The following is a 17982-nucleotide window of genomic DNA, read 5'->3' on the forward strand; positions in this document are numbered from 1 at the left end:
ACAGATGACTGACTCCGCCATCACCAAAAAAAGTAAGCGTTCCATCTGGATCCCGCTGTTGGTGTTAATTACGCTCGCCGCCTGCGCCACCGCAGGTTACAGCTACTGGCGTATGAATAAAGCCCCTTCAGCCGAAGCCAAAGTGGAGCCACCACCGCCGGCGGCACCTGTCTTTTTTGCGCTGGATACGTTCACCGTTAACCTGGGCGACGCCGATCACGTCTTTTACGTGGGCATTACGCTGCGTCTGAAAGACGAAGCTACCCGCGCGCGTCTGAGTGAATACCTGCCGGAAGTGCGCAGCCGTCTGCTGCTGCTGTTTTCTCGTCAGGATGCCACCCAGCTCTCTACCGATGAAGGTAAGCAGAAGCTGGTGGAAGCCATTAAGCAAACGCTGGCCGCGCCTCTGATCAGCGGTCAACCTAAGCAGGAAGTCACCGACGTTCTGTATACAGCTTTCATTCTGCGGTAACGACATGGGCGACAGTATTCTTTCTCAGGCGGAAATCGATGCGCTGCTCAACGGCGACAGCGATAAAGCCGACGAACCAAAAGCGGGCCTGGCGGGCGAAAGTGATATTCGCCCCTACGATCCCAATACCCAGCGTCGCGTGGTGCGCGAGCGTCTGCAGGCGCTGGAGATCATCAACGAACGTTTTGCCCGTCAGTTCCGTATGGGGCTGTTTAACCTGCTGCGCCGTAGCCCGGATATTACCGTCGGTGCGATCCGCATTCAGCCGTATCATGAGTTCGCCCGTAACCTGCCGGTGCCGACGAACCTCAACCTAATCCATCTGAAACCGCTGCGTGGCACGGGTCTGTTCGTCTTCTCGCCAAGCCTGGTGTTTATCGCCGTAGATAACCTCTTCGGCGGCGACGGACGTTTCCCGACTAAAGTGGAAGGCCGCGAGTTCACCCACACCGAACAGCGCGTTATCAACCGCATGCTGAAGCTGGCCCTTGAGGGGTACAGCGACGCATGGAAGGCGATCCACCCGCTCGACGTGGAGTATGTGCGTTCCGAGATGCAGGTGAAGTTCACCAACATTACCACCTCGCCAAACGATATCGTGGTCAACACCCCGTTCCACGTGGAGATCGGCAACCTGACCGGCGAATTCAATATCTGCCTGCCGTTCAGCATGATTGAGCCGCTGCGCGAAGTGCTGGTGAACCCGCCGCTGGAGAACTCCCGCCATGAAGATCAGAACTGGCGTGAGAACCTGGTACGCCAGGTTCAGCACTCCCAGTTAGAACTGGTGGCCAATTTTGCCGACGTGCCGCTGCGTTTGTCGCAGATCTTAAAATTAAAACCCGGCGATGTTCTGCCGATAGAAAAACCCGACCGCATCATTGCGCATGTGGATGGCGTGCCCGTGCTGACCAGCCAGTATGGCACCGTGAATAATCAGTACGCGTTACGCGTTGAGCACCTGATCAACCCGATTTTGAATTCTCTGAATGAGGAACAGCCCAAATGAGTGATATGAACAATCCGTCCGATGACAACACCGGAGCACTGGACGATCTGTGGGCTGAGGCGTTAAACGAACAAAAAGCACCGGCCAGCAAAAGCGTTGCCGATTCGGTATTCCAGCAGCTGGGCGGCGGCGACGTCAGCGGTACGCTGCAGGATATCGATCTGATTATGGATATCCCGGTCAAGCTGACCGTGGAGCTGGGCCGTACCCGCATGACCATTAAAGAGCTGCTGCGCCTGACGCAGGGTTCGGTCGTGGCGCTGGATGGCCTGGCCGGTGAGCCGCTGGATATTCTGATCAACGGCTACCTGATTGCCCAGGGTGAAGTTGTGGTTGTCGCCGATAAGTACGGCGTGCGTATCACCGACATCATTACCCCGTCTGAACGTATGCGTCGTCTGAGCCGTTAAGCATGAAGACCCAGGCAGTCGTCTCTCAGCCCTCTGCGGTGCCAGGTTCGCCGCTGCTTCAGGTCAGCGGCGCGCTGCTGGGTATTATTGCCTTTATTCTCGTTGCCGCCTGGCTGGCTAAACGCGTGGGACTGGCGGGCAAAACCGCCGGTGCCCGCGGGCTGAAGCTCGCTGCCAGCACTTCGCTGGGCCCGCGTGAGCGCGTGGTGATCGTTGAAGTAGAAGACGCCCGGCTGGTGCTGGGTGTGACCGCCTCAAACATTAATATTCTGCATAAATTGCCGCCTGCGCCGGTCTCTGAGGAGAGTCGCACAGAGGTTCCACAGGATTTTCAGTCCGTGATGAAGAGTTTGCTTAAGCGTTCCGGGAGATCGTGATGCGCCGTTTGTTATCCCTTACGCTTGCCGGGGTTGGCCTGTTTGCTCCCGCCGTGTATGCCCAGTTGCCCGGCCTGATCTCGACGCCGATGGCCAATGGCGGTCAGAGCTGGTCTCTGCCTGTTCAGACGCTGGTGTTTATCACCTCGCTGACCTTTATCCCGGCTATTCTGCTGATGATGACCAGCTTTACCCGCATCATCATCGTCTTCGGTCTGCTGCGAAACGCCCTGGGTACCCCGTCCGCGCCGCCTAACCAGGTGCTGCTCGGTCTCTCCCTGTTTTTGACCTTTTTCATTATGTCGCCGGTGATCGACAAGATTTACACCGACGCCTATCAGCCCTTCAGCGAAGAGAAGATCTCCATGCAGGAGGCGCTGGAAAAAGGGGCGCAACCGCTGCGGGAATTCATGCTACGTCAGACCCGCGAAGCTGACCTGGCGCTCTTTGCCCGTCTGGCGAACGCCGGGCCGATCCAGGGGCCTGAGGCGGTGCCGATGCGCATTCTGCTGCCCGCTTACGTCACCAGCGAGTTGAAAACCGCCTTTCAGATTGGTTTTACGATCTTCATTCCGTTTTTGATTATCGACCTTGTTATCGCCAGCGTCCTGATGGCGTTGGGGATGATGATGGTGCCGCCGGCAACCATTGCCCTGCCCTTCAAGCTGATGCTCTTTGTCCTGGTGGACGGCTGGCAGCTGCTGGTGGGGTCGCTGGCACAAAGTTTCTACAGTTAAGGAGCGCCCGGTGACGCCAGAATCGGTCATGATGATGGGCACGGAAGCGATGAAGGTCGCCATCTCCGTTGCCGCTCCCCTGCTGCTGGTGGCGCTGGTCACCGGTCTGATCATCAGTATCCTGCAGGCCGCCACGCAGATTAACGAGATGACGCTGTCGTTTATCCCGAAAATCATCGCCGTGTTTGTGGCGATCATTATCGCCGGGCCGTGGATGCTCAACCTGCTGCTGGATTACATGCGCAATCTGTTCACTAACCTGCCCTATATCATCGGCTAGGTATGCTGCAAGTTACCAGCATCCAGTGGCTTGAGTGGCTGGGCCTCTACTTCTGGCCGCTCTTGCGCATCCTGGCCCTCATCTCCACCGCGCCGATCCTGAGCGAGCGGGCGATACCCAAGCGGGTCAAGCTGGGCCTGGCTATTCTCATTACCATCATCGTTGCCCCAACGCTGCCGCCGGTAAATGTGCCAATTTTCTCCGCGCCAGCCCTGTGGGTTGGGCTACAGCAGATCCTGATTGGCGTGGCCATCGGCTTTACGATGCAGTTTGCCTTTGCCGCCGTGCGCACCGCCGGGGAGCTGATTGGTCTGCAGATGGGTCTCTCCTTCGCCACCTTCTTTGACCCTGGCAGTCGGCTTAACATGCCGATCATTGCTCGTATCATCGACCTGCTGGCGATGCTGCTGTTTATGTCCTTTGACGGGCATCTGTGGCTGATTTCGATGCTGGTGGATACCTTCCACACCCTGCCGATTGGCGGGGAGCCGGTAAACAGCAACGCTTTTATGGCGCTGACCCGTGCGGCCGGGCTGATTTTCCTTAACGGCCTGATGCTGGCGCTGCCGCTGATTACCCTGCTGCTGATCGTCAACCTGGCGCTGGGTTTACTTAACCGTATGGCGCCACAGCTGTCGGTGTTTGTCATTGGTTTCCCTATCACCCTGACTATCGGCCTTGTGCTTATCGGCCTCTTAATGCCGCTTATTGCGCCATTCTGCGAACATCTATTTAGTGAAATATTTAATTTATTGGCCAATATCGTGCGCGAGCTTTCCGTGAAACAATAAACCCTCTTTTTTATATTGTCTTTCTGAGGATATTCCTAAAATAGAAAATGAGAAACATCTGCCAGGATATATCTGGAGCGGGTTTAATGCTTTTATACTCCTCACATAATTCAACATTTACTTTACTTTAAGAAGTTTCCTGGCAAATTATACGTAACTTTACGGGATAGTGAGTTCGCCTGAAAGTCCTTGTAATGCTCACAGGTAATTTATTTTTCCATCCCGTTTGGCTGTTAAAGAGCTCTCAGGCAGGTGGTGAATTATCGTTATGCATTGAGTGAGGGTATGCCATGTCAACGATCATTATGGATTTATGCAGTTACACCCGGCTAGGGTTAACCGGGTATCTGGCCAGCAGAGGGGTAAAGAAAAAAGAGATCAACGATGTACATACGGTTGACGAACTTGCCGCCGCATGTGACGCCCTTACGCCAGGTGTGGTGTTTATTAATGAGGACTGTTTCATTCACGATCCCACCAACAGTCAGCAAATAAAGCAGATCATTAATCAGCATCCCGGCACCCTGTTTATTGTTTTTATGGCTATAGCCAATATCCATTTCGATGAATATTTGCGGGTGCGTCAGAATCTTCTGATTAGTTCGAAATCTATTAAGCCGGAATCGCTGGATGAACTGATCGGGGATTATTTAAACAAAGAGATAAAGAGTGTAGCGAAATTTAATTTTCCCACTTTATCATTAAGCCGAACTGAATCCAGCATGCTGCGAATGTGGATGGCTGGACAGGGAACGATTCAGATTTCAGACCAGATGAATATCAAGGCGAAAACCGTATCGTCACATAAAGGAAATATTAAAAGGAAGATTAAAACGCATAATAAGCAAGTGATCTATCATGTCGTTCGCCTGACCGACAATGTGACCAACGGAATTTACGTTAATCTGCGTTAACCCCTTCCCTTTTTGCCACGTAAACCGATCTCTGGCTATGCCAGAGATTTTTCATTTCGGCCGCGCCAGCCCGCGTCAGCCGACACGCATGTTACTCCACGCTCTCAACAAAAATCCCGTCAGGGTGGCCAAGCTCGTTAAAGAACCAGATCCCGAGCGGGTAGTCCTCCAGCGAGACCAGATACATCGTGCCTTCATTAAACTGCTCAACTGCCAGTACCACACCCGGGCGACGCGGCCCGCCGTCGGTTTTGACGGTTACCCGATCGTTGACGTTCATAAAATCCTCCTCTGGTTTTGAGCCAGTGTAGAACAAAACGTGAAAACTGGCAGCGTGTTGCTGCGCGTTTGCCGCTTTTATCGGCGGTCTATACTTAAAGCTGTAAAGGGTAAACGAGGAGTACGCAATGAAGACCGAAAAAGAGTACAGCGAAACGGCTAAACGGGAAGTGAATGTTGATGTGGATGCCTTGCTCGCCGCGATCAATGAAATCAGCGAGAGCGAAGTACAGCGCATAGAGGATGACCCTACCCGGGTACGGGTTAACGATCGGGATTACCATACCTGGCGCGAGCTGGCTGAAGCCTTTGAGCTGGATATCCATGATTTCAGCGTCACAGAGGTGAATCGCTGAGGCGAAAAAAATCCCGGTCATGGGGTGACCGGGATCAAACTTGCTCATGCAAGAAGCACTTGTAAATTCGTTACACCAGGAAATCTGATGTCGCGTAAACATTATCTGCAATTTTTTTGCAAGACAAGGAAATATTCTTCATATTTATAGTTTCCCTGTGCAATTAAAATGTTGATTATAGTTGCCCAACAGGCGTCAGCCGTGGGGTGCGCGGGATCGGTTCCATAAGATAACCGTTTTGCAGAATTTTATTTTAAGAAAATTCTTATAAAAGACCTTCATCTGTTAGGGGAGATGCTATGCCTTCACTCGACGATCCGCTGCTTATCTATAGCGATCTGGACGGCACATTGCTGGATATTCACACCTATGACTGGCAGCCCGCTCTTGGCTGGCTGGATACCTTACAGGACCATCAGATCCCGGTGATCCTCTGCAGCAGCAAAACCGCGGCGGAGATGCTGGAGATCCAGAGCGATCTGGGGCTGGAGGGCTTGCCCTTTATTGCCGAAAATGGCGCGGTGATCCAGCTGGATGTCCGCTGGGATGACCATCCCAACGCCCCACGGTTAATCAATGGCGCTCCCCATGCCAATATCGTTAACATCATCAATCAATTGCGCGCCCGGGAGGGTTACAAATTCACCACCTTCGATGACGTGGACGAGCGGGTTATTAGTGAGTGGACCGGTCTTAATTATGCCCGTGCGAGGCTGGCGAAACTGCATGAAGCCTCGGTGACGCTCATCTGGCGCGACAGCGATGAAAGAATGGCTGCGTTTGAAGATGCGCTGACCGCGCTGGGGTTGAAGTATGTTCAGGGCGCACGGTTCTGGCACATTCTTGATGAGCGCGGCGGTAAGGATCAGGCGATTAACTGGCTCAACGAGCAATACCTGCAGCGCGAAGGCGCGCTTCCCACTACCCTCGGTCTGGGTGACGGGCCAAACGACGCGCCGCTGCTGGATAGCGTCGATTTCGCGGTGGTGGTTAAAGGCATCAATCGCCAGGGAATTACGCTCAAAAACGACGATCCGGCGCGGGTTTACCACACCCACCAGCCTGGTCCTGCTGGCTGGCGTGAAGCGCTGGATCACTTCTTCTCGTCCTGACCCACCACCTGGTTGCGTCCTCGCTGCTTCGCCTGGTAAAGCCGGGCGTCGGCGATGGACTGTAGCTGTTCAAAATCGTAGTTACCGCTCTCCTCTGCGCTGCTGACGCCAATCGACACGCTGACGCGCGTCGTCTGGCTTTTTTTCACCAGGATTTCCCGACGATTGATGCGCTCGCGGATCCGCTCGGCAATTGCCATCGCCTGTTCCGGCCCGGTGTCCGGTAACACTACACAGAACTCTTCTCCGCCGACACGTCCGGCAACATCGGTGTCCCTTATCGTGCGGGTAATTAAGCCAGCCGCATGCGTCAGCACTTTATCCCCCGCCTGGTGACCAAACCTGTCGTTAACCCGTTTGAAATGGTCAAGATCCATCTGCATCACCGAGTAGGGCTGATTTTGCTGTTCACACCGCTTCGCCAGCGCTTTTGCCCGCTCAAACAGCGCGCCACGGTTATTTATCCGGGTCAGCGGATCGTGCCAGGCCTGCCACTGCAGCGAGTGTTGCAGGCGGTACATATTGCTGACCATCCGGCGGATCACAAACCATGAGCCCACCAGCATCGCGGTAAAGAGCAGCCACAGCAGCGCCAGCGCGATAGTAATGCTGCCGAAATCACCGTTCGCCCCTTCCCTCAGGGTGTGGATGCGCAGCACAAGGCCATTAAAATGATCCAGATGATGCCAGTTGACGTAGCGGCTCCCCAGACGGATATCCCCTTCGGTATCTTTTTCCAGAGCAGCGGCAATTTGCGCCCGCTCGCGCTCGTCAAAATGATTCACGTTGTCCGCAATATTCTCCGACGTGGCGAGCAGATTAAAGCCTTTATCATAGAGCTGGAACTCACCTTCACCATTGCCGTCTACTGCATCCTGCAGCAGTTTCTTCAGCCCCGGGAGCGTAAACTCTAACGCCAGCGCGCCGTACCAGTAGCGTTGGTAATCGACCGGTACGCTGACGGTAACGGTGCGATCGTCTGCCCCATGCGTAAACCAGCGCACGCTTCGGGCCCGGTTCTCACGCTCCGACTGCCCGGTGTACCACGGACGTGTGACCAAATGATAGTAACGGGAGATAATGTCACCTCCCCAGTCGGTGGGATCGGTTGAGACGTAAAACCCGGCGCGGGAAACATAGACCACGCGCCTGGCGTGTGCTGCCGGAGAGTCGATGCGCAGCAAATAGCCCATTTCAAACGCGGCGCTCAACTCTCTTTCAATCCGTTCATCATCACGTGACAGGCTGGTGGTTTGCCGTACAAAGGCATCAGAAACACCGTTCAAGGGTAAGGTGCGACGCACATCGAAGGTCAGCTGCCAGGAGGGCTTGCCCTGCAGATCGTTAAAGTGGTCGACAGTATTACGCAGCAGTGGGGATGCGAGGGGCGTTTCAAGGGCGTCGCGCATGCCGTTGCGAAAGAACAGCAGCTTTTCCACGCTGAACTCAAGCTGGCGATCCAGTGAATTGGCCACCGTCTCCAGATGATTTTTCTGGCTGGCCGCGTACGCATCCTCCAGCACCACGGCTTCACGCCAGGTCAACAGCGTGGAGAAGATGAGGACGACAATAAAGCAGATGTTAACAACCCGGCCCGGATGAAAGCGATGTCGTGCCGTAAAAGCGTCTTTTCCTGAAACGATATCGTGCTCCACACCTACTCCGTGAAGGCCACCTTCGCCATCTGCATGACGTCAAAGCCTGGCTGATTTTGCAATGCTACTGCGGTTGGCGCGATTATAACGTACAAAAACGCCCGGCAGTGCCGGGCGTAGCGTGACTTAAGCCTTGTCCTGTCGCCGGGTGCCATCACCATGCTGAAGCTCATCTTCACGAAACGCTTCCTGCTTGATGCCGTAACCGTCGTACCAGCGACATTCCACCATTCCGCTTGCATAGCCGGTGACGACCATACGTGGGCCGCCATTTTTAGGCTTAACTTCATCGCTGACCAGAAAGACCATAACCGCCTCCTTTATCAGTGTGAAACTGTATCAATTTAGTCGAGGAATAACAGTTATGCCTGGTATAGCTTCAACCTATTAATGTGAGTGCCCTCGCATTTTTTCCACAACTTTCACGACTGCCACAACGATAAGGCCAATGATAAAGCCGAGCACCAGGTTGAGTAAGGTTGGCAAAATGGCTGCAATAACAGATGCTTGCGCTTCTGCAAAGTGTTCAATGGCATGATGCAGCGGCGCAATACCGTGCACCACAATCCCGCCGCCGACCAGGAACATCGCCAGGGTGCCAATCACCGATAACGACTTCATTAGCCAGGGCGCAATCACCAGCAGCGCTTTGCCTGTGGCCTTCGCCAGCGCATTGCGCTTTTCGTTTAGCCAGTAGCCGATATCGTCCAGTTTGACGATGAGCCCTACCAGACCGTAAACCCCAATGGTCACCAGAACGGCGATCCCCGAGAGCACCAGCACCTGATTCAGCAGCGGCGCATCCGCCACGATACCCAGAGTGATGGCGACAATTTCCGCCGACAGAATAAAGTCGGTGCGAACAGCCCCCTTCACCTTATCGCGCTCGAACGCGACAGGATCCTTTGCTGCCAGCGCTTCCAGACGCTGTTGCCGCGCGGCCGGAGACTCCTTCTCCTTATCTTTACGTGATGCCAGGGAGTGGAGGATTTTCTCCGCCCCTTCAAAACAGAGAAACGCCCCGCCGATCATCAGCAACGGCGTAATGGCCCACGGAATAAAGGCGCTGATCAATAGCGCCAGCGGCACGAGGATCACTTTATTGAGCAACGATCCCTTCGCCACGGCCCAGACCACGGGCAGTTCCCGGTTGGCACGCACGCCCGTCACCTGTTGGGCGTTTAGCGACAAATCGTCACCCAGCACGCCTGCGGTCTTTTTCGCCGCCAGTTTTCCCATCAGTGAAATATCGTCCAGCAGCGTGGCGATATCATCCAGCAGAGTTAATAAGCTACTTCCCGCCAAAATAAGGTTCCTTCTTTTTGTTAATTACCACAACAGTATGGAGTAAAACCGCAAACCTCGAAACCACCCCGTATATGTCAACAAATTATTCACATCAACGACACAATTAAAGGACTCGCCAGCGTGATAGTTTTCACGTTAACTATATGCGACCTTTTTAATTCGCCGTGAGGGAGTATGCGTTTCAGGCAAGTCTTACCATTAGCGGGCGCCCTGTTTGCGCTCTATATCATCTGGGGCTCCACCTACTTCGTGATCCGCATTGGGGTGGAAAGCTGGCCCCCTCTGCTGATGGCGGGGGTGCGGTTCCTCTCGGCGGGTACGCTGCTGCTGGCGTTTCTGCTCCTGCGCGGCCATAGGCTGCCGCCGCTGCGTCCGTTGCTCAATGCCGCCCTGATTGGCGTCCTGCTGCTGGCGGTGGGCAATGGCTTTGTCACCGTCGCCGAGCATCAGAATGTGCCGTCCGGTATCGCCGCGGTGGTGGTGGCCACCGTTCCGCTGTTCACCCTCTGCTTCAGCCGTCTTTTTGGCATCAAAACGCGCAAGCTGGAGTGGCTGGGGATCGCCATCGGGATGGTGGGCATTATTCTGCTTAACAGCGGTGGTAACCTCAGCGGTAATCCGTGGGGAGCGGTGTTGATCCTGATTGGCTCGATGAGCTGGGCGTTTGGTTCGGTTTACGGCTCGCGCATTGAATTGCCCTCCGGCATGATGGCCGGCGCCATTGAGATGGTCACCGCCGGGATCGTACTGCTGGCAGCGTCCCTGCTGTCGGGGGAGAAAATGACCGCCCTACCCGACCTCTCAGGGTGGCTGGCGGTGGGCTATCTGGCGATTTTCGGTTCGGTGATCGCGATTAACGCCTATATGTTTCTGATCCGCAATGTCTCACCGGCGGTCGCCACCAGCTATGCCTATGTCAATCCAGTAGTGGCCGTCCTGTTGGGCACGGGTCTTGGCGGGGAATCGCTCTCGGCGACAGAGTGGCTGGCGCTGGGGATTATTATTATGGCGGTGGTGCTGGTGACGCTCGGCAAGTACCTGCTGCCGGCAAAACCGGTGGTTACCTCTTGTCAGGCTGAGAAACCGTAAGCGGGCGAATGCCCTGCGTGTCGATCTGCGCGGCGTTACCGCCGCTGCAGATCCACTCTTCCAGCCGCTCCGTGAGCGCCCTGTCATCGAGCTTCATTTTGCCGCGCAGCGCACACTCCCACACCACCAGCACCCGCCAGCCCTGCTCCTGCAACACAGCGATATCTCGTGCATCACGCGCGACATTCTTGCCAATTTTTTCCAGCCAGAAATCGGTTCTGGTCGCCGGGACTTTAAACAGATAGCAGTCGTGACGATGCCAGAAACAGCCGTGGGTAAAGATCACACACGTATGGCTGTCGATGACAAAATCAGGCCGTCCGGCAAGGGCGGCATCCTGCACACGAAACTCAAAACCGACCTCCGTAAGCAGGCCGGCCAGCCGTTTTTCGATAGCCGTATCCCGCGTGCCGATAGCGCGCATGTTTTTACTGCGGGTGGCTTTATTATGAACGTCCGCCATTCGCGGCCTCAGCCTTGCGTTTCTCAACTGCCTGCAAAATGCGCGACTCCAGCAACCGGGCAACAGCTGCAAAAGCTGGCACGACCACCGAATTACCAAACTGGCGATAGGCCTGAGTATCTGATACCGGAATGCGGAAGCCGTAGCCCTGAGGGGTTTCAAATCCCATCAATCGCGCGCACTCCCGCGGCGTCAAACGGCGCGGACGGTGGCGCTGGTTTTCGGCATCATCGAAATCGCGCTCGCCAAGGGCTTTATCCCAGCCTCTGTCGATGAGGATCTCGGCGCCATCTTTGTAATAGCGTGCCGACAGCGTGCGGGCGACGCTGTGTGGGTTGGTAGGATCGACCATGCCGAAACCAAAACCGTTGCCCTTCGCCTGATGCTTTTTGGCATAGCGATAAAGATATTTCCACAGCACCGGGGTGAGAATGAATTTGGCGTCCACCACGGGCTCAAGCAGATCGGCAATGGTCGGGCGTCGGGTCGGCCACAGCCCCGGGAGATCCCGCAGCGTAAAATTACCACACAGGTTGAGATCGCGACGAAAGCCTACCAGCACAATGCGCTCGCGGTGCTGCGGCAGAAAATGTTTACCGTCAACGATCTTAGGATCGTCCGGGCCGCTGTCAGCGGCATCCGCCACGTCATATCCCAGTTCATCCAGGGTCTGCATGATGATGCGGAACGTTTTGCCCCCGTCGTGGCTCTTCAGGTTTTTGACGTTTTCAAGGACGAAGATGGCCGGGCGGCGGGCATCAATAATGCGCGCCACATCGAAGAAGAGGGTTCCCTGGGTATCGCAGGCAAAGCCGTGCGCGCGGCCCAGCGCGTTCTTTTTTGATACCCCCGCCAGGGAAAACGGCTGGCACGGGAAGCCCGCGAGCAGGACGTCATGGGCAGGAATGTTGTCACGAATGTGCTGCGCCGCCTCTTCGTCCGTCACACCGCTCTGGTGGCTGAGCGTCACTTCGCGAATGTCCTCGTTGAACTGATGCGCGTCAGGATCGCAATACCAGTTGGCTTTATAGGTACGCACCGCGTGTTTATTCCATTCGCTGGTAAACACGCACTGCCCGCCAATCGCCTCAAAGCCGTGGCGGATGCCGCCGATCCCGGCGAAGAGATCGACAAAACGGAAAGCATAGTGAGGATGACAGGCTGGCGGACGAGGCAGCAGATTTTGCAAGACGCTATATTCGCCGTCGCTGAGACGACGCCCTGCCCGCTCACTGGTCACCAGCCGCTTAATGATTGCCGGGCTCCAGTGGCTCTCGCCCTGAGCATTCAGCAGATGCGCCAGCGTTCTGGCATCGTAAATTTCCAGCAGTTGGCACAATAACGCCTGCACTGACGCCGTTGATTTTTCTGCCAGCAAAAACGCGGACTCCGTCACTGATACATTTTCCTGCATACATTTAACCGGACCAAAAGGGGTTAAAAGAGAGTAACACAGAAAGCCTTTACAGACTTTCCCGGAAACGCTGTAACACCGCACTGTCGGTGCCTTCGTAATCACCGCGTAGTTCGGCACTCAGCCGGGCCATAAACTGGATTAAAAAATCAGCGCTCTGACGCGCCAGCTCACGCCCGGCGGCGGTTTGCATCGTCTGCGGCAGGCGCAGCAATTTGGTCTGAAAATGGTCAAGCGCAAAGGCGCGGTCGTTCAGCTCGCGCTCATCGGCAAAGGGATCTTCCGGGTCGAAAAGCGGCACACCCAGCGCGCCAGAGACGGCAAACACGCGTGCCAGACCAATAGCACCCAGGGCTTCCAGTCTGTCAGCATCCTGCACGATTTTCGCTTCCAGCGTGCGCGGCGGGATCCCGGCACTGAAACTGTGCGCTTCAATCGCATGCTGAACGGCGGGGTAGCGTGGGGGCGGGAAATCGGCAAAGTCCTCGCGCAGGATCGCGATCGTTTTTTCCGCTGCAAGCTGCGACGAGCGGCCTCGCTGCGGATGATTTTTTGGCAGACTGACAATATCGTGAAAATAACAGGCGGCCAGGATCGCCAGCGCATCGACCGGCTGGTCAGCCATCAGGCGTTTAGCGGTGTTCCAGACACGACGGAAATGGGAGATATCATGGGCGGTATCCTCGCTGGCGTAATGCGCCGTCAGCCAGTTTTCAAAGCGTTGCTGCCACTGCACAAGTTCCATAGCGCTTTCCATAAAGTGAAAAGCTGTACAATAGCAACTATTTACCGATCTGACATATCACGCGGCCGGGTATACCAGGCAATGCCGCCGAGGATCGCCCCCACAACACTCAATACCAGAAAGCCGCACAGGGCGCCCAGCCACTTGCCGGCTGTCGAGCCGGGATCGCTTTGAATCAGCGAACCTGATACCGAGCTGACTTTACTGATGACCCATACATAGCGCGCCATCGCCCAGAGAAAGTAGCCGCAAAAGGCGTAAAATACCCACAATGCCAGTTTGCCGCCCAGGCTGCGTTCGTTTTTCTTTGCCATGTTCTCCTCTCAGCGCAGCAGCACCACTACATTCACATCAATAATATAAAATGTGAAATAAATCACATTTTTCTATTTAATGCACTCTCCTGAGCAGATTTTATGCTGCCGATTTGCGTTAAGTTGATCTTAAGCAATTTTTAAGCGTGCCTGTTTATTACGCGGCTTCGCTTACGCGCTAATGAGAGGTCAGCAGGAGATCAATTATATTGCTCTCAGCATTCCGATAAACCTGTTTTCTAAAGCTTATAATTATGTAATGATAAAGAGGTTATGAGCTTTTTTGTCGTTTCATGATTAAACACCCTTAAATTACCCTTATCTTCGCCCGATAATATTATCGGGCTTTTTTATTACTTTTTCCCGTCCTGAAAACATAAAGCAACCTAATAAATCCAAACCATCAATAACTAACTGATATAAAAATCAATAATCACCGTATATGCTTGTCTTAAACGTATAAAATAAACATATAAAGACACTTATATTAATATTTTGAAATACTCTAAATAATTCTGTTACATTTATTTTTAAACAGAAAAAACCTGCACTGAAATAGTATTACCTCCGTAACCCGGAGGGGCTTACGTATATTCATGAAGAAAATACATACAAAGGAATATATAATGAAAAGAAAAGTTCTGGCAGTTCTTGTCCCTGTTTTATTATGCGCTGGCGCGGCTAATGCGGCGGAGATTTTCAACAAGGACGGCAATAAATTCGATCTGTACGGAAAAATGGTCGGTGAGCGTATCTGGGACAAGACCGATGATAGCAACAGCGAGAATGCCGATACCTCCTATGCCCGTTTCGGTATCAAAGGCGAAACGCAGATCAACGACCAGTTGACCGGTTATGGCCAGTTTGAATACAACCTGAACGCCAGCACTCCGGAAGGCGAGCAGGATGAGAGCACCCGTCTGGCGTTCGCAGGCCTGAAATTCGGTGACTATGGTTCGTTCGACTATGGCCGTAACTACGGCGTGGCGTACGATGCAGGTGCATACACCGATATGCTGGTGGAATGGGGTGGCGACTCCTGGGTTCACACCGATAACTTCATGACTGGCCGCACAACCGGCGTGGCGACCTATCGCAACAGCGACTTCTTTGGTGCCGTTGAGGGTCTGGATTTTGCCCTCCAGTACCAGGGTAAAAACAACGATCGTCAGATGAAAAAAGCCAACGGTGACGGCTACAGCACTTCTCTGGCCTACAACTTTGATGGCTTCGGCTTCGTGGGTGTATACGGTAAGTCTGACCGTACCAACAAGCAGACTGCTGACGGCTACGGCGATACCGCAGAAATCTGGTCACTGGCAGCGAAGTATGATGCCAACAACCTCTATGCTGCGGTGATGTACGGTGAAACCCGTAACATGACCTGGGCGGGAGATGCGGGTTTCGCTAACAAAACCCGCAACGTCGAAGCCGTGGTCCAGTACCAGTTCGATTTCGGCCTGCGTCCTTCTCTGGGCTACGTCTACTCCCAGGGCAAAGACCTGTATGCACGTAACGGTCATGGCGGCGTTGATGCCGATCTGGTGAACTATGTTGAACTGGGTACCTGGTACTACTTCAACAAAAACATGAACGTTTATACCGCCTATAAATTCAACCTGCTGGATGAAGACGAAGCGGGTATTACTGGCGCGCATGCTGATGACCAGTTCGCGATGGGTATCGTTTACCAGTTCTGATTGAGATCGCCAAACGCTCTTAAGCCCGCTGCAAAGCGGGCTTTTTACTTTCTGTCGCCACCAGTTTTACATCGCTTTTACAAATCCCGCCCATCAGCGATAATGCCCCCCTTTCCCTCTTGACCGGAGTTTCAATGCGCGATTTGCCGCCCCTTCCCCCCACGCACAAGCGCCCAATGAAACTGAACACGCTGGTCACGCTGATGGTGTACGGTGTAACGGGCGCAATATTACTGGTGATTTTTGTTCTCTACTTTGCCCAAATCACCCGCGCCACCCGTGATGGTGTGCGGGATACCGCTCTCGCCGTCGCCAGAACCCTGGCCGACAGCCCGGAGGTGATCCGCGGCTTATCCTTCCCGCCGGACAGCAACATTATTCAGCCTGTCGCTATGGCAGTGATGCAGCGTAATAATCTGCTGTTTGCCGTTGTCACCAATATGCAGGGGATCCGCTATTCCCATCCTAACAGCGCCCTGCTCGGCAAAGCTTTTATTGGGGCCGATCTGCGGCCTGCGCTGGAGGATAAAGAGAATGTCGCCATCAATCACGGCGTACTCGACGAGGCGCTGCGCGTGTTCACTCCGGTGTATAACGCGCACCACCAGCAAATTGGTGTCGTTGCCGTGGGGATCTCACTGAATAAAGTAGAGCAGCAGATCGCCCGCAATCGCTGGGACGCCATCTGGCTGGTGCTGTTCAGCGCGCTGCTGGGCGCGCTCGGCGCCTGGGGACTGGTGCGGATGCTGAAGCGCATTCTGTTTGGGCTGGAGCCTTATCAAATCTCAGCCCTGCTCGAACAACGTCAGGCGATGCTGCACTCCCTGCGCGAAGGGGTGATCGCCGTGGATCAGCAGGGGCGTGTAACGATGGTCAACCACGCCGCCCGCCAGATCCTGAATATCAGCGCCAGCAGCAAGGCCCTGCACGAGGAACCGCTGCTGGCGAATCTGCGCGAGGTGCTGCGTAGCGGCATGGCTCGCCAGGACCAGGAGCTCAACTGCCACGGCAGGTTGTTGCTCTGCAATACCTTGCCCGTCAGGAGCGATAATCAGCTGATGGGCGCCATCACGACGTTTCGTGATAAGACGGAGATTAGCCAGCTCCTGCAACGGCTGGACGGTATGGTGAACTATCTGGATGCGCTGCGCAGCCACTCCCATGAGTTTATGAACAAGCTGCATGTGATACTTGGGCTGCTGCATATGAAGCACTATGCCAGACTGGAAGAGTATGTTCTGTCGACCGCCAACGCCTGGCAGACCGATGTCGGCACGCTACAGCGCAACATCAAATCGCCGGTGGTCGCAGGATTTCTGCTGGGTAAAATCAATCGCGCCAGAGAGACAGGGTTTCGCCTGACGCTCTCCGATGCCAGTCAGGTGCCGGATAATCCCAATGCGCAGCAGGTCGCCGGGCTGATTACCGTGCTGGGTAATCTGATTGAAAATGCGCTTGATGCTATGACTGGGCAGCCCGAGGGCGAAATCGGTCTGCTGCTGCACTATCAGCAGGGCTGGCTTAGCGCCGAGGTGAGCGACGATGGTCCGGGCATCGCCCCGGAACATCTGCACGCCATTTTTAGCAAAGGGTTTTCTACCAAAGGGGAGAACCGGGGGGTGGGATTATACCTGGCCCGTCAGCAGATCGAGGATCTGGGCGGAGAGATCGTCGTTGAATCGGAACCGGGCGTGTTTACCCAGTTTTTTGTGCAACTCCCCTGGGAGAGTGAAAGGAATAGCGCGTGATACATGTTTTAATTGTTGATGACGATGCCATGGTGGCCGATCTTAACCGCCAGTACGTCAATCGGGTTGAGGGTTTTTGCTGCTGCGGCGTAGCCACTTCCCTGGCAGAAGCCGGGGCCATACTTCACTCCCCTGCCCGGCAGGTTGACCTGATCCTGCTGGATGTCTATATGCAGCGCGATAATGGCCTGAGCCTGCTGCCGGTTATCCGGGCATCCGGGCGCAAAACAGACGTCATTATGATTACCTCGGCCTCTGATGGTGCCACTATTCAGGTCGCCATGCACTATGGTGTGGTGGACTATCTGATCAAACCGTTTCAGTTCCCGCGTTTCGAAGAGGCACTAAAGGGCTGGCGCGAAAAAAAGCAGCTGATGGAAGCGCATCAGTATTATGACCAGGCTGATGTTGACCGGCTTCTGCGTGGCGGTGCGCCGGCGCTGGCAGACAGCCGCCGTCTGCCAAAAGGGTTAACCCCGCAGACGCTGCGAACGCTATGCCTGTGGATTGATGCGCATCCGGAAACGGAGTTCTCCACCGACGAACTGGCTGGCGCAGTTAATATCTCGCGGGTATCCTGCCGCAAATACCTGATTTGGCTGGCGCAGGTCAACATTTTGCACACCAGCATTCACTACGGCGCGACCGGCCGACCGGTCTATCGCTATCGCCTGCGGCCCGAGCAGATTGCCCTGCTCAGACAGTATTGCCACCAGGAGTAATGAATGCACTTCAACCTCTTCCGATAAACATCCTGATTTAGCTCACATATATTGTCTTGAGGCAGTAAAGGGCTATTACTCCACATA

At 54.6% G+C, this 17982-nt stretch carries 21 protein-coding genes and 1 pseudogene; 14 read left to right on the plus strand and 8 right to left on the minus strand.

The window, feature by feature from the left end:
* Window positions 1-4: 4 nt before the first annotated feature.
* The 8 genes and pseudogenes from fliL (at window position 5) to rcsA (ending at window position 4990) form a co-directional block, all read left to right on the plus strand.
* Window positions 5-472: a flagellar basal body-associated protein FliL gene (gene fliL / locus B3X29_RS16770; protein WP_103180148.1), complete on the plus strand. Its 468-nt coding sequence runs from the start codon at window positions 5-7 to the stop codon at window positions 470-472.
* Between the two features lie 4 nt (window positions 473-476).
* Window positions 477-1481, plus strand: a complete 1005-nt coding sequence (fliM, locus tag B3X29_RS16775) for a flagellar motor switch protein FliM (protein WP_103180149.1) — start codon at window positions 477-479, stop codon at window positions 1479-1481.
* Window positions 1478-1891 carry a flagellar motor switch protein FliN gene (gene fliN, locus B3X29_RS16780; RefSeq protein ID WP_103180150.1) on the plus strand — a complete coding sequence of 138 codons (414 nt, stop codon included), beginning with the start codon at window positions 1478-1480 and terminating at the stop codon, window positions 1889-1891. Before fliM ends, fliN begins: the two co-directional genes overlap by 4 nt.
* Window positions 1892-1893: 2 nt before the next feature.
* Window positions 1894-2268, plus strand: coding sequence for a flagellar biosynthetic protein FliO (gene fliO, locus B3X29_RS16785; RefSeq protein WP_103180151.1), 375 nt, complete (start codon window positions 1894-1896; stop codon window positions 2266-2268).
* Window positions 2268-3005, plus strand: coding sequence for a flagellar type III secretion system pore protein FliP (gene fliP / locus B3X29_RS16790; RefSeq protein ID WP_103180152.1), 738 nt, complete (start codon window positions 2268-2270; stop codon window positions 3003-3005). The genes fliO and fliP overlap by 1 nt, the downstream gene beginning before the upstream one ends.
* Window positions 3006-3015: 10 nt before the next feature.
* Window positions 3016-3285, plus strand: coding sequence for a flagellar biosynthesis protein FliQ (gene fliQ / locus B3X29_RS16795; RefSeq protein ID WP_032612271.1), 270 nt, complete (start codon window positions 3016-3018; stop codon window positions 3283-3285).
* A 2-nt stretch (window positions 3286-3287) separates the two neighbouring features.
* Window positions 3288-4080, plus strand: a pseudogene (fliR, locus tag B3X29_RS16800) (flagellar biosynthetic protein FliR); the annotation flags it as partial.
* 286 nt (window positions 4081-4366) lie between these two features.
* Window positions 4367-4990, plus strand: a complete 624-nt coding sequence (gene rcsA / locus B3X29_RS16805; protein WP_159339544.1) for a transcriptional regulator RcsA — start codon at window positions 4367-4369, stop codon at window positions 4988-4990.
* A 91-nt stretch (window positions 4991-5081) separates the two neighbouring features.
* Here the strand turns inward: rcsA and dsrB are convergent, their stop codons facing one another.
* Entirely contained in the window at window positions 5082-5270 is a 189-nt protein-coding gene (gene dsrB / locus B3X29_RS16810; protein ID WP_180209824.1) for a protein DsrB, read from the minus strand.
* 127 nt (window positions 5271-5397) lie between these two features.
* On the opposite strand from dsrB, the gene yodD reads away from it, so the two are divergent.
* Together yodD and B3X29_RS16820 are read left to right on the plus strand one after the other, a co-directional pair.
* Complete coding sequence (gene yodD, locus B3X29_RS16815) at window positions 5398-5625, plus strand: YodD family peroxide/acid resistance protein (RefSeq protein ID WP_103822455.1); 228 nt, start codon at window positions 5398-5400, stop codon at window positions 5623-5625.
* A 299-nt stretch (window positions 5626-5924) separates the two neighbouring features.
* Window positions 5925-6737 (plus strand): mannosyl-3-phosphoglycerate phosphatase-related protein, encoded by an 813-nt coding sequence (locus B3X29_RS16820; RefSeq protein WP_159339545.1) that lies wholly within the window; start codon window positions 5925-5927, stop codon window positions 6735-6737.
* Here B3X29_RS16820 and dgcQ read toward each other — a convergent pair.
* From dgcQ to B3X29_RS16835, 3 genes are all read right to left on the minus strand, one after another.
* Complete coding sequence (dgcQ, locus tag B3X29_RS16825; RefSeq protein ID WP_159339546.1) at window positions 6719-8392, minus strand: cellulose biosynthesis regulator diguanylate cyclase DgcQ; 1674 nt, start codon at window positions 8390-8392, stop codon at window positions 6719-6721. The two genes, B3X29_RS16820 and dgcQ, sit on opposite strands and share 19 nt — an antisense overlap.
* 126 nt (window positions 8393-8518) lie before the next feature.
* The gene (locus tag B3X29_RS16830) at window positions 8519-8701 is read right to left on the minus strand and encodes a YodC family protein (RefSeq protein WP_159339547.1); all 183 of its coding nucleotides are present in this window, start codon (window positions 8699-8701) and stop codon (window positions 8519-8521) included.
* 78 nt (window positions 8702-8779) lie between these two features.
* Entirely contained in the window at window positions 8780-9697 is a 918-nt protein-coding gene (locus B3X29_RS16835) for a DUF808 domain-containing protein (protein WP_156654836.1), read from the minus strand.
* A gap of 177 nt (window positions 9698-9874) precedes the next feature.
* Between B3X29_RS16835 and yedA the strand changes: the two genes are divergently transcribed.
* Window positions 9875-10789: a drug/metabolite exporter YedA gene (yedA, locus tag B3X29_RS16840; RefSeq protein WP_156654837.1), complete on the plus strand. Its 915-nt coding sequence runs from the start codon at window positions 9875-9877 to the stop codon at window positions 10787-10789.
* Here yedA and B3X29_RS16845 read toward each other — a convergent pair.
* From B3X29_RS16845 to drpB, 4 genes are read right to left on the minus strand one after another with little or no spacing between them, the layout of a single operon-like run.
* Window positions 10761-11252 carry a very short patch repair endonuclease gene (locus B3X29_RS16845; RefSeq protein ID WP_103180161.1) on the minus strand — a complete coding sequence of 164 codons (492 nt, stop codon included), beginning with the start codon at window positions 11250-11252 and terminating at the stop codon, window positions 10761-10763. The genes yedA and B3X29_RS16845 overlap by 29 nt on opposite strands.
* Complete coding sequence (locus B3X29_RS16850) at window positions 11236-12666, minus strand: DNA cytosine methyltransferase (protein WP_168192028.1); 1431 nt, start codon at window positions 12664-12666, stop codon at window positions 11236-11238. The genes B3X29_RS16845 and B3X29_RS16850 overlap by 17 nt, the downstream gene beginning before the upstream one ends.
* A 49-nt stretch (window positions 12667-12715) precedes the next feature.
* Complete coding sequence (locus B3X29_RS16855) at window positions 12716-13411, minus strand: phosphohydrolase (RefSeq protein WP_103180163.1); 696 nt, start codon at window positions 13409-13411, stop codon at window positions 12716-12718.
* Between the two features lie 41 nt (window positions 13412-13452).
* On the minus strand, window positions 13453-13725 hold the full coding sequence (gene drpB / locus B3X29_RS16860; protein WP_156654838.1) for a cell division protein DrpB: 273 nt from the start codon (window positions 13723-13725) through the stop codon (window positions 13453-13455).
* A 626-nt stretch (window positions 13726-14351) separates the two neighbouring features.
* Here drpB and B3X29_RS16865 point away from each other — a divergent pair.
* The 3 genes from B3X29_RS16865 (at window position 14352) to dcuR (ending at window position 17895) form a co-directional block, all read left to right on the plus strand.
* A complete protein-coding gene (locus B3X29_RS16865; protein WP_103180165.1) occupies window positions 14352-15425 on the plus strand; it encodes a porin in 1074 nt (357 codons plus the stop codon).
* A 134-nt stretch (window positions 15426-15559) separates the two neighbouring features.
* The gene (locus B3X29_RS16870) at window positions 15560-17173 is read left to right on the plus strand and encodes a sensor histidine kinase (RefSeq protein WP_156654839.1); all 1614 of its coding nucleotides are present in this window, start codon (window positions 15560-15562) and stop codon (window positions 17171-17173) included.
* A complete protein-coding gene (gene dcuR / locus B3X29_RS16875; protein ID WP_103180167.1) occupies window positions 17170-17895 on the plus strand; it encodes a two-component system response regulator DcuR in 726 nt (241 codons plus the stop codon). The genes B3X29_RS16870 and dcuR overlap by 4 nt, the downstream gene beginning before the upstream one ends.
* The last annotated feature ends 87 nt before the right edge of the window (window positions 17896-17982 follow it).

Origin of the sequence: Leclercia sp. UBA5076 (assembly GCF_002416465.1) — a bacterium.
Classification (GTDB): Bacteria; Pseudomonadota; Gammaproteobacteria; order Enterobacterales; family Enterobacteriaceae; genus Enterobacter.

Bases quoted from the DNA above. Each gene is read 5' to 3' on its own strand.
- B3X29_RS16830 (WP_159339547.1), bottom strand. From the start codon at position 8,701: ATGGTCTTTCTGGTCAGCGATGAAGTTAAGCCTAAAAATGGCGGCCCA.
- B3X29_RS16865 (WP_103180165.1), top strand. From the start codon at position 14,352: ATGAAAAGAAAAGTTCTGGCAGTTCTTGTCCCTGTTTTATTATGCGCT.
- yodD (WP_103822455.1), top strand. From the start codon at position 5,398: ATGAAGACCGAAAAAGAGTACAGCGAAACGGCTAAACGGGAAGTGAAT.
- B3X29_RS16820 (WP_159339545.1), top strand. From the start codon at position 5,925: ATGCCTTCACTCGACGATCCGCTGCTTATCTATAGCGATCTGGACGGC.
- rcsA (WP_159339544.1), top strand. From the start codon at position 4,367: ATGTCAACGATCATTATGGATTTATGCAGTTACACCCGGCTAGGGTTA.
- fliN (WP_103180150.1), top strand. From the start codon at position 1,478: ATGAGTGATATGAACAATCCGTCCGATGACAACACCGGAGCACTGGAC.
- dsrB (WP_180209824.1), bottom strand. From the start codon at position 5,270: ATGAACGTCAACGATCGGGTAACCGTCAAAACCGACGGCGGGCCGCGT.
- B3X29_RS16850 (WP_168192028.1), bottom strand. From the start codon at position 12,666: ATGCAGGAAAATGTATCAGTGACGGAGTCCGCGTTTTTGCTGGCAGAA.
- yedA (WP_156654837.1), top strand. From the start codon at position 9,875: ATGCGTTTCAGGCAAGTCTTACCATTAGCGGGCGCCCTGTTTGCGCTC.
- fliL (WP_103180148.1), top strand. From the start codon at position 5: ATGACTGACTCCGCCATCACCAAAAAAAGTAAGCGTTCCATCTGGATC.
- B3X29_RS16855 (WP_103180163.1), bottom strand. From the start codon at position 13,411: ATGGAACTTGTGCAGTGGCAGCAACGCTTTGAAAACTGGCTGACGGCG.
- fliM (WP_103180149.1), top strand. From the start codon at position 477: ATGGGCGACAGTATTCTTTCTCAGGCGGAAATCGATGCGCTGCTCAAC.
- drpB (WP_156654838.1), bottom strand. From the start codon at position 13,725: ATGGCAAAGAAAAACGAACGCAGCCTGGGCGGCAAACTGGCATTGTGG.
- B3X29_RS16870 (WP_156654839.1), top strand. From the start codon at position 15,560: ATGCGCGATTTGCCGCCCCTTCCCCCCACGCACAAGCGCCCAATGAAA.
- fliP (WP_103180152.1), top strand. From the start codon at position 2,268: ATGCGCCGTTTGTTATCCCTTACGCTTGCCGGGGTTGGCCTGTTTGCT.
- fliO (WP_103180151.1), top strand. From the start codon at position 1,894: ATGAAGACCCAGGCAGTCGTCTCTCAGCCCTCTGCGGTGCCAGGTTCG.
- B3X29_RS16845 (WP_103180161.1), bottom strand. From the start codon at position 11,252: ATGGCGGACGTTCATAATAAAGCCACCCGCAGTAAAAACATGCGCGCT.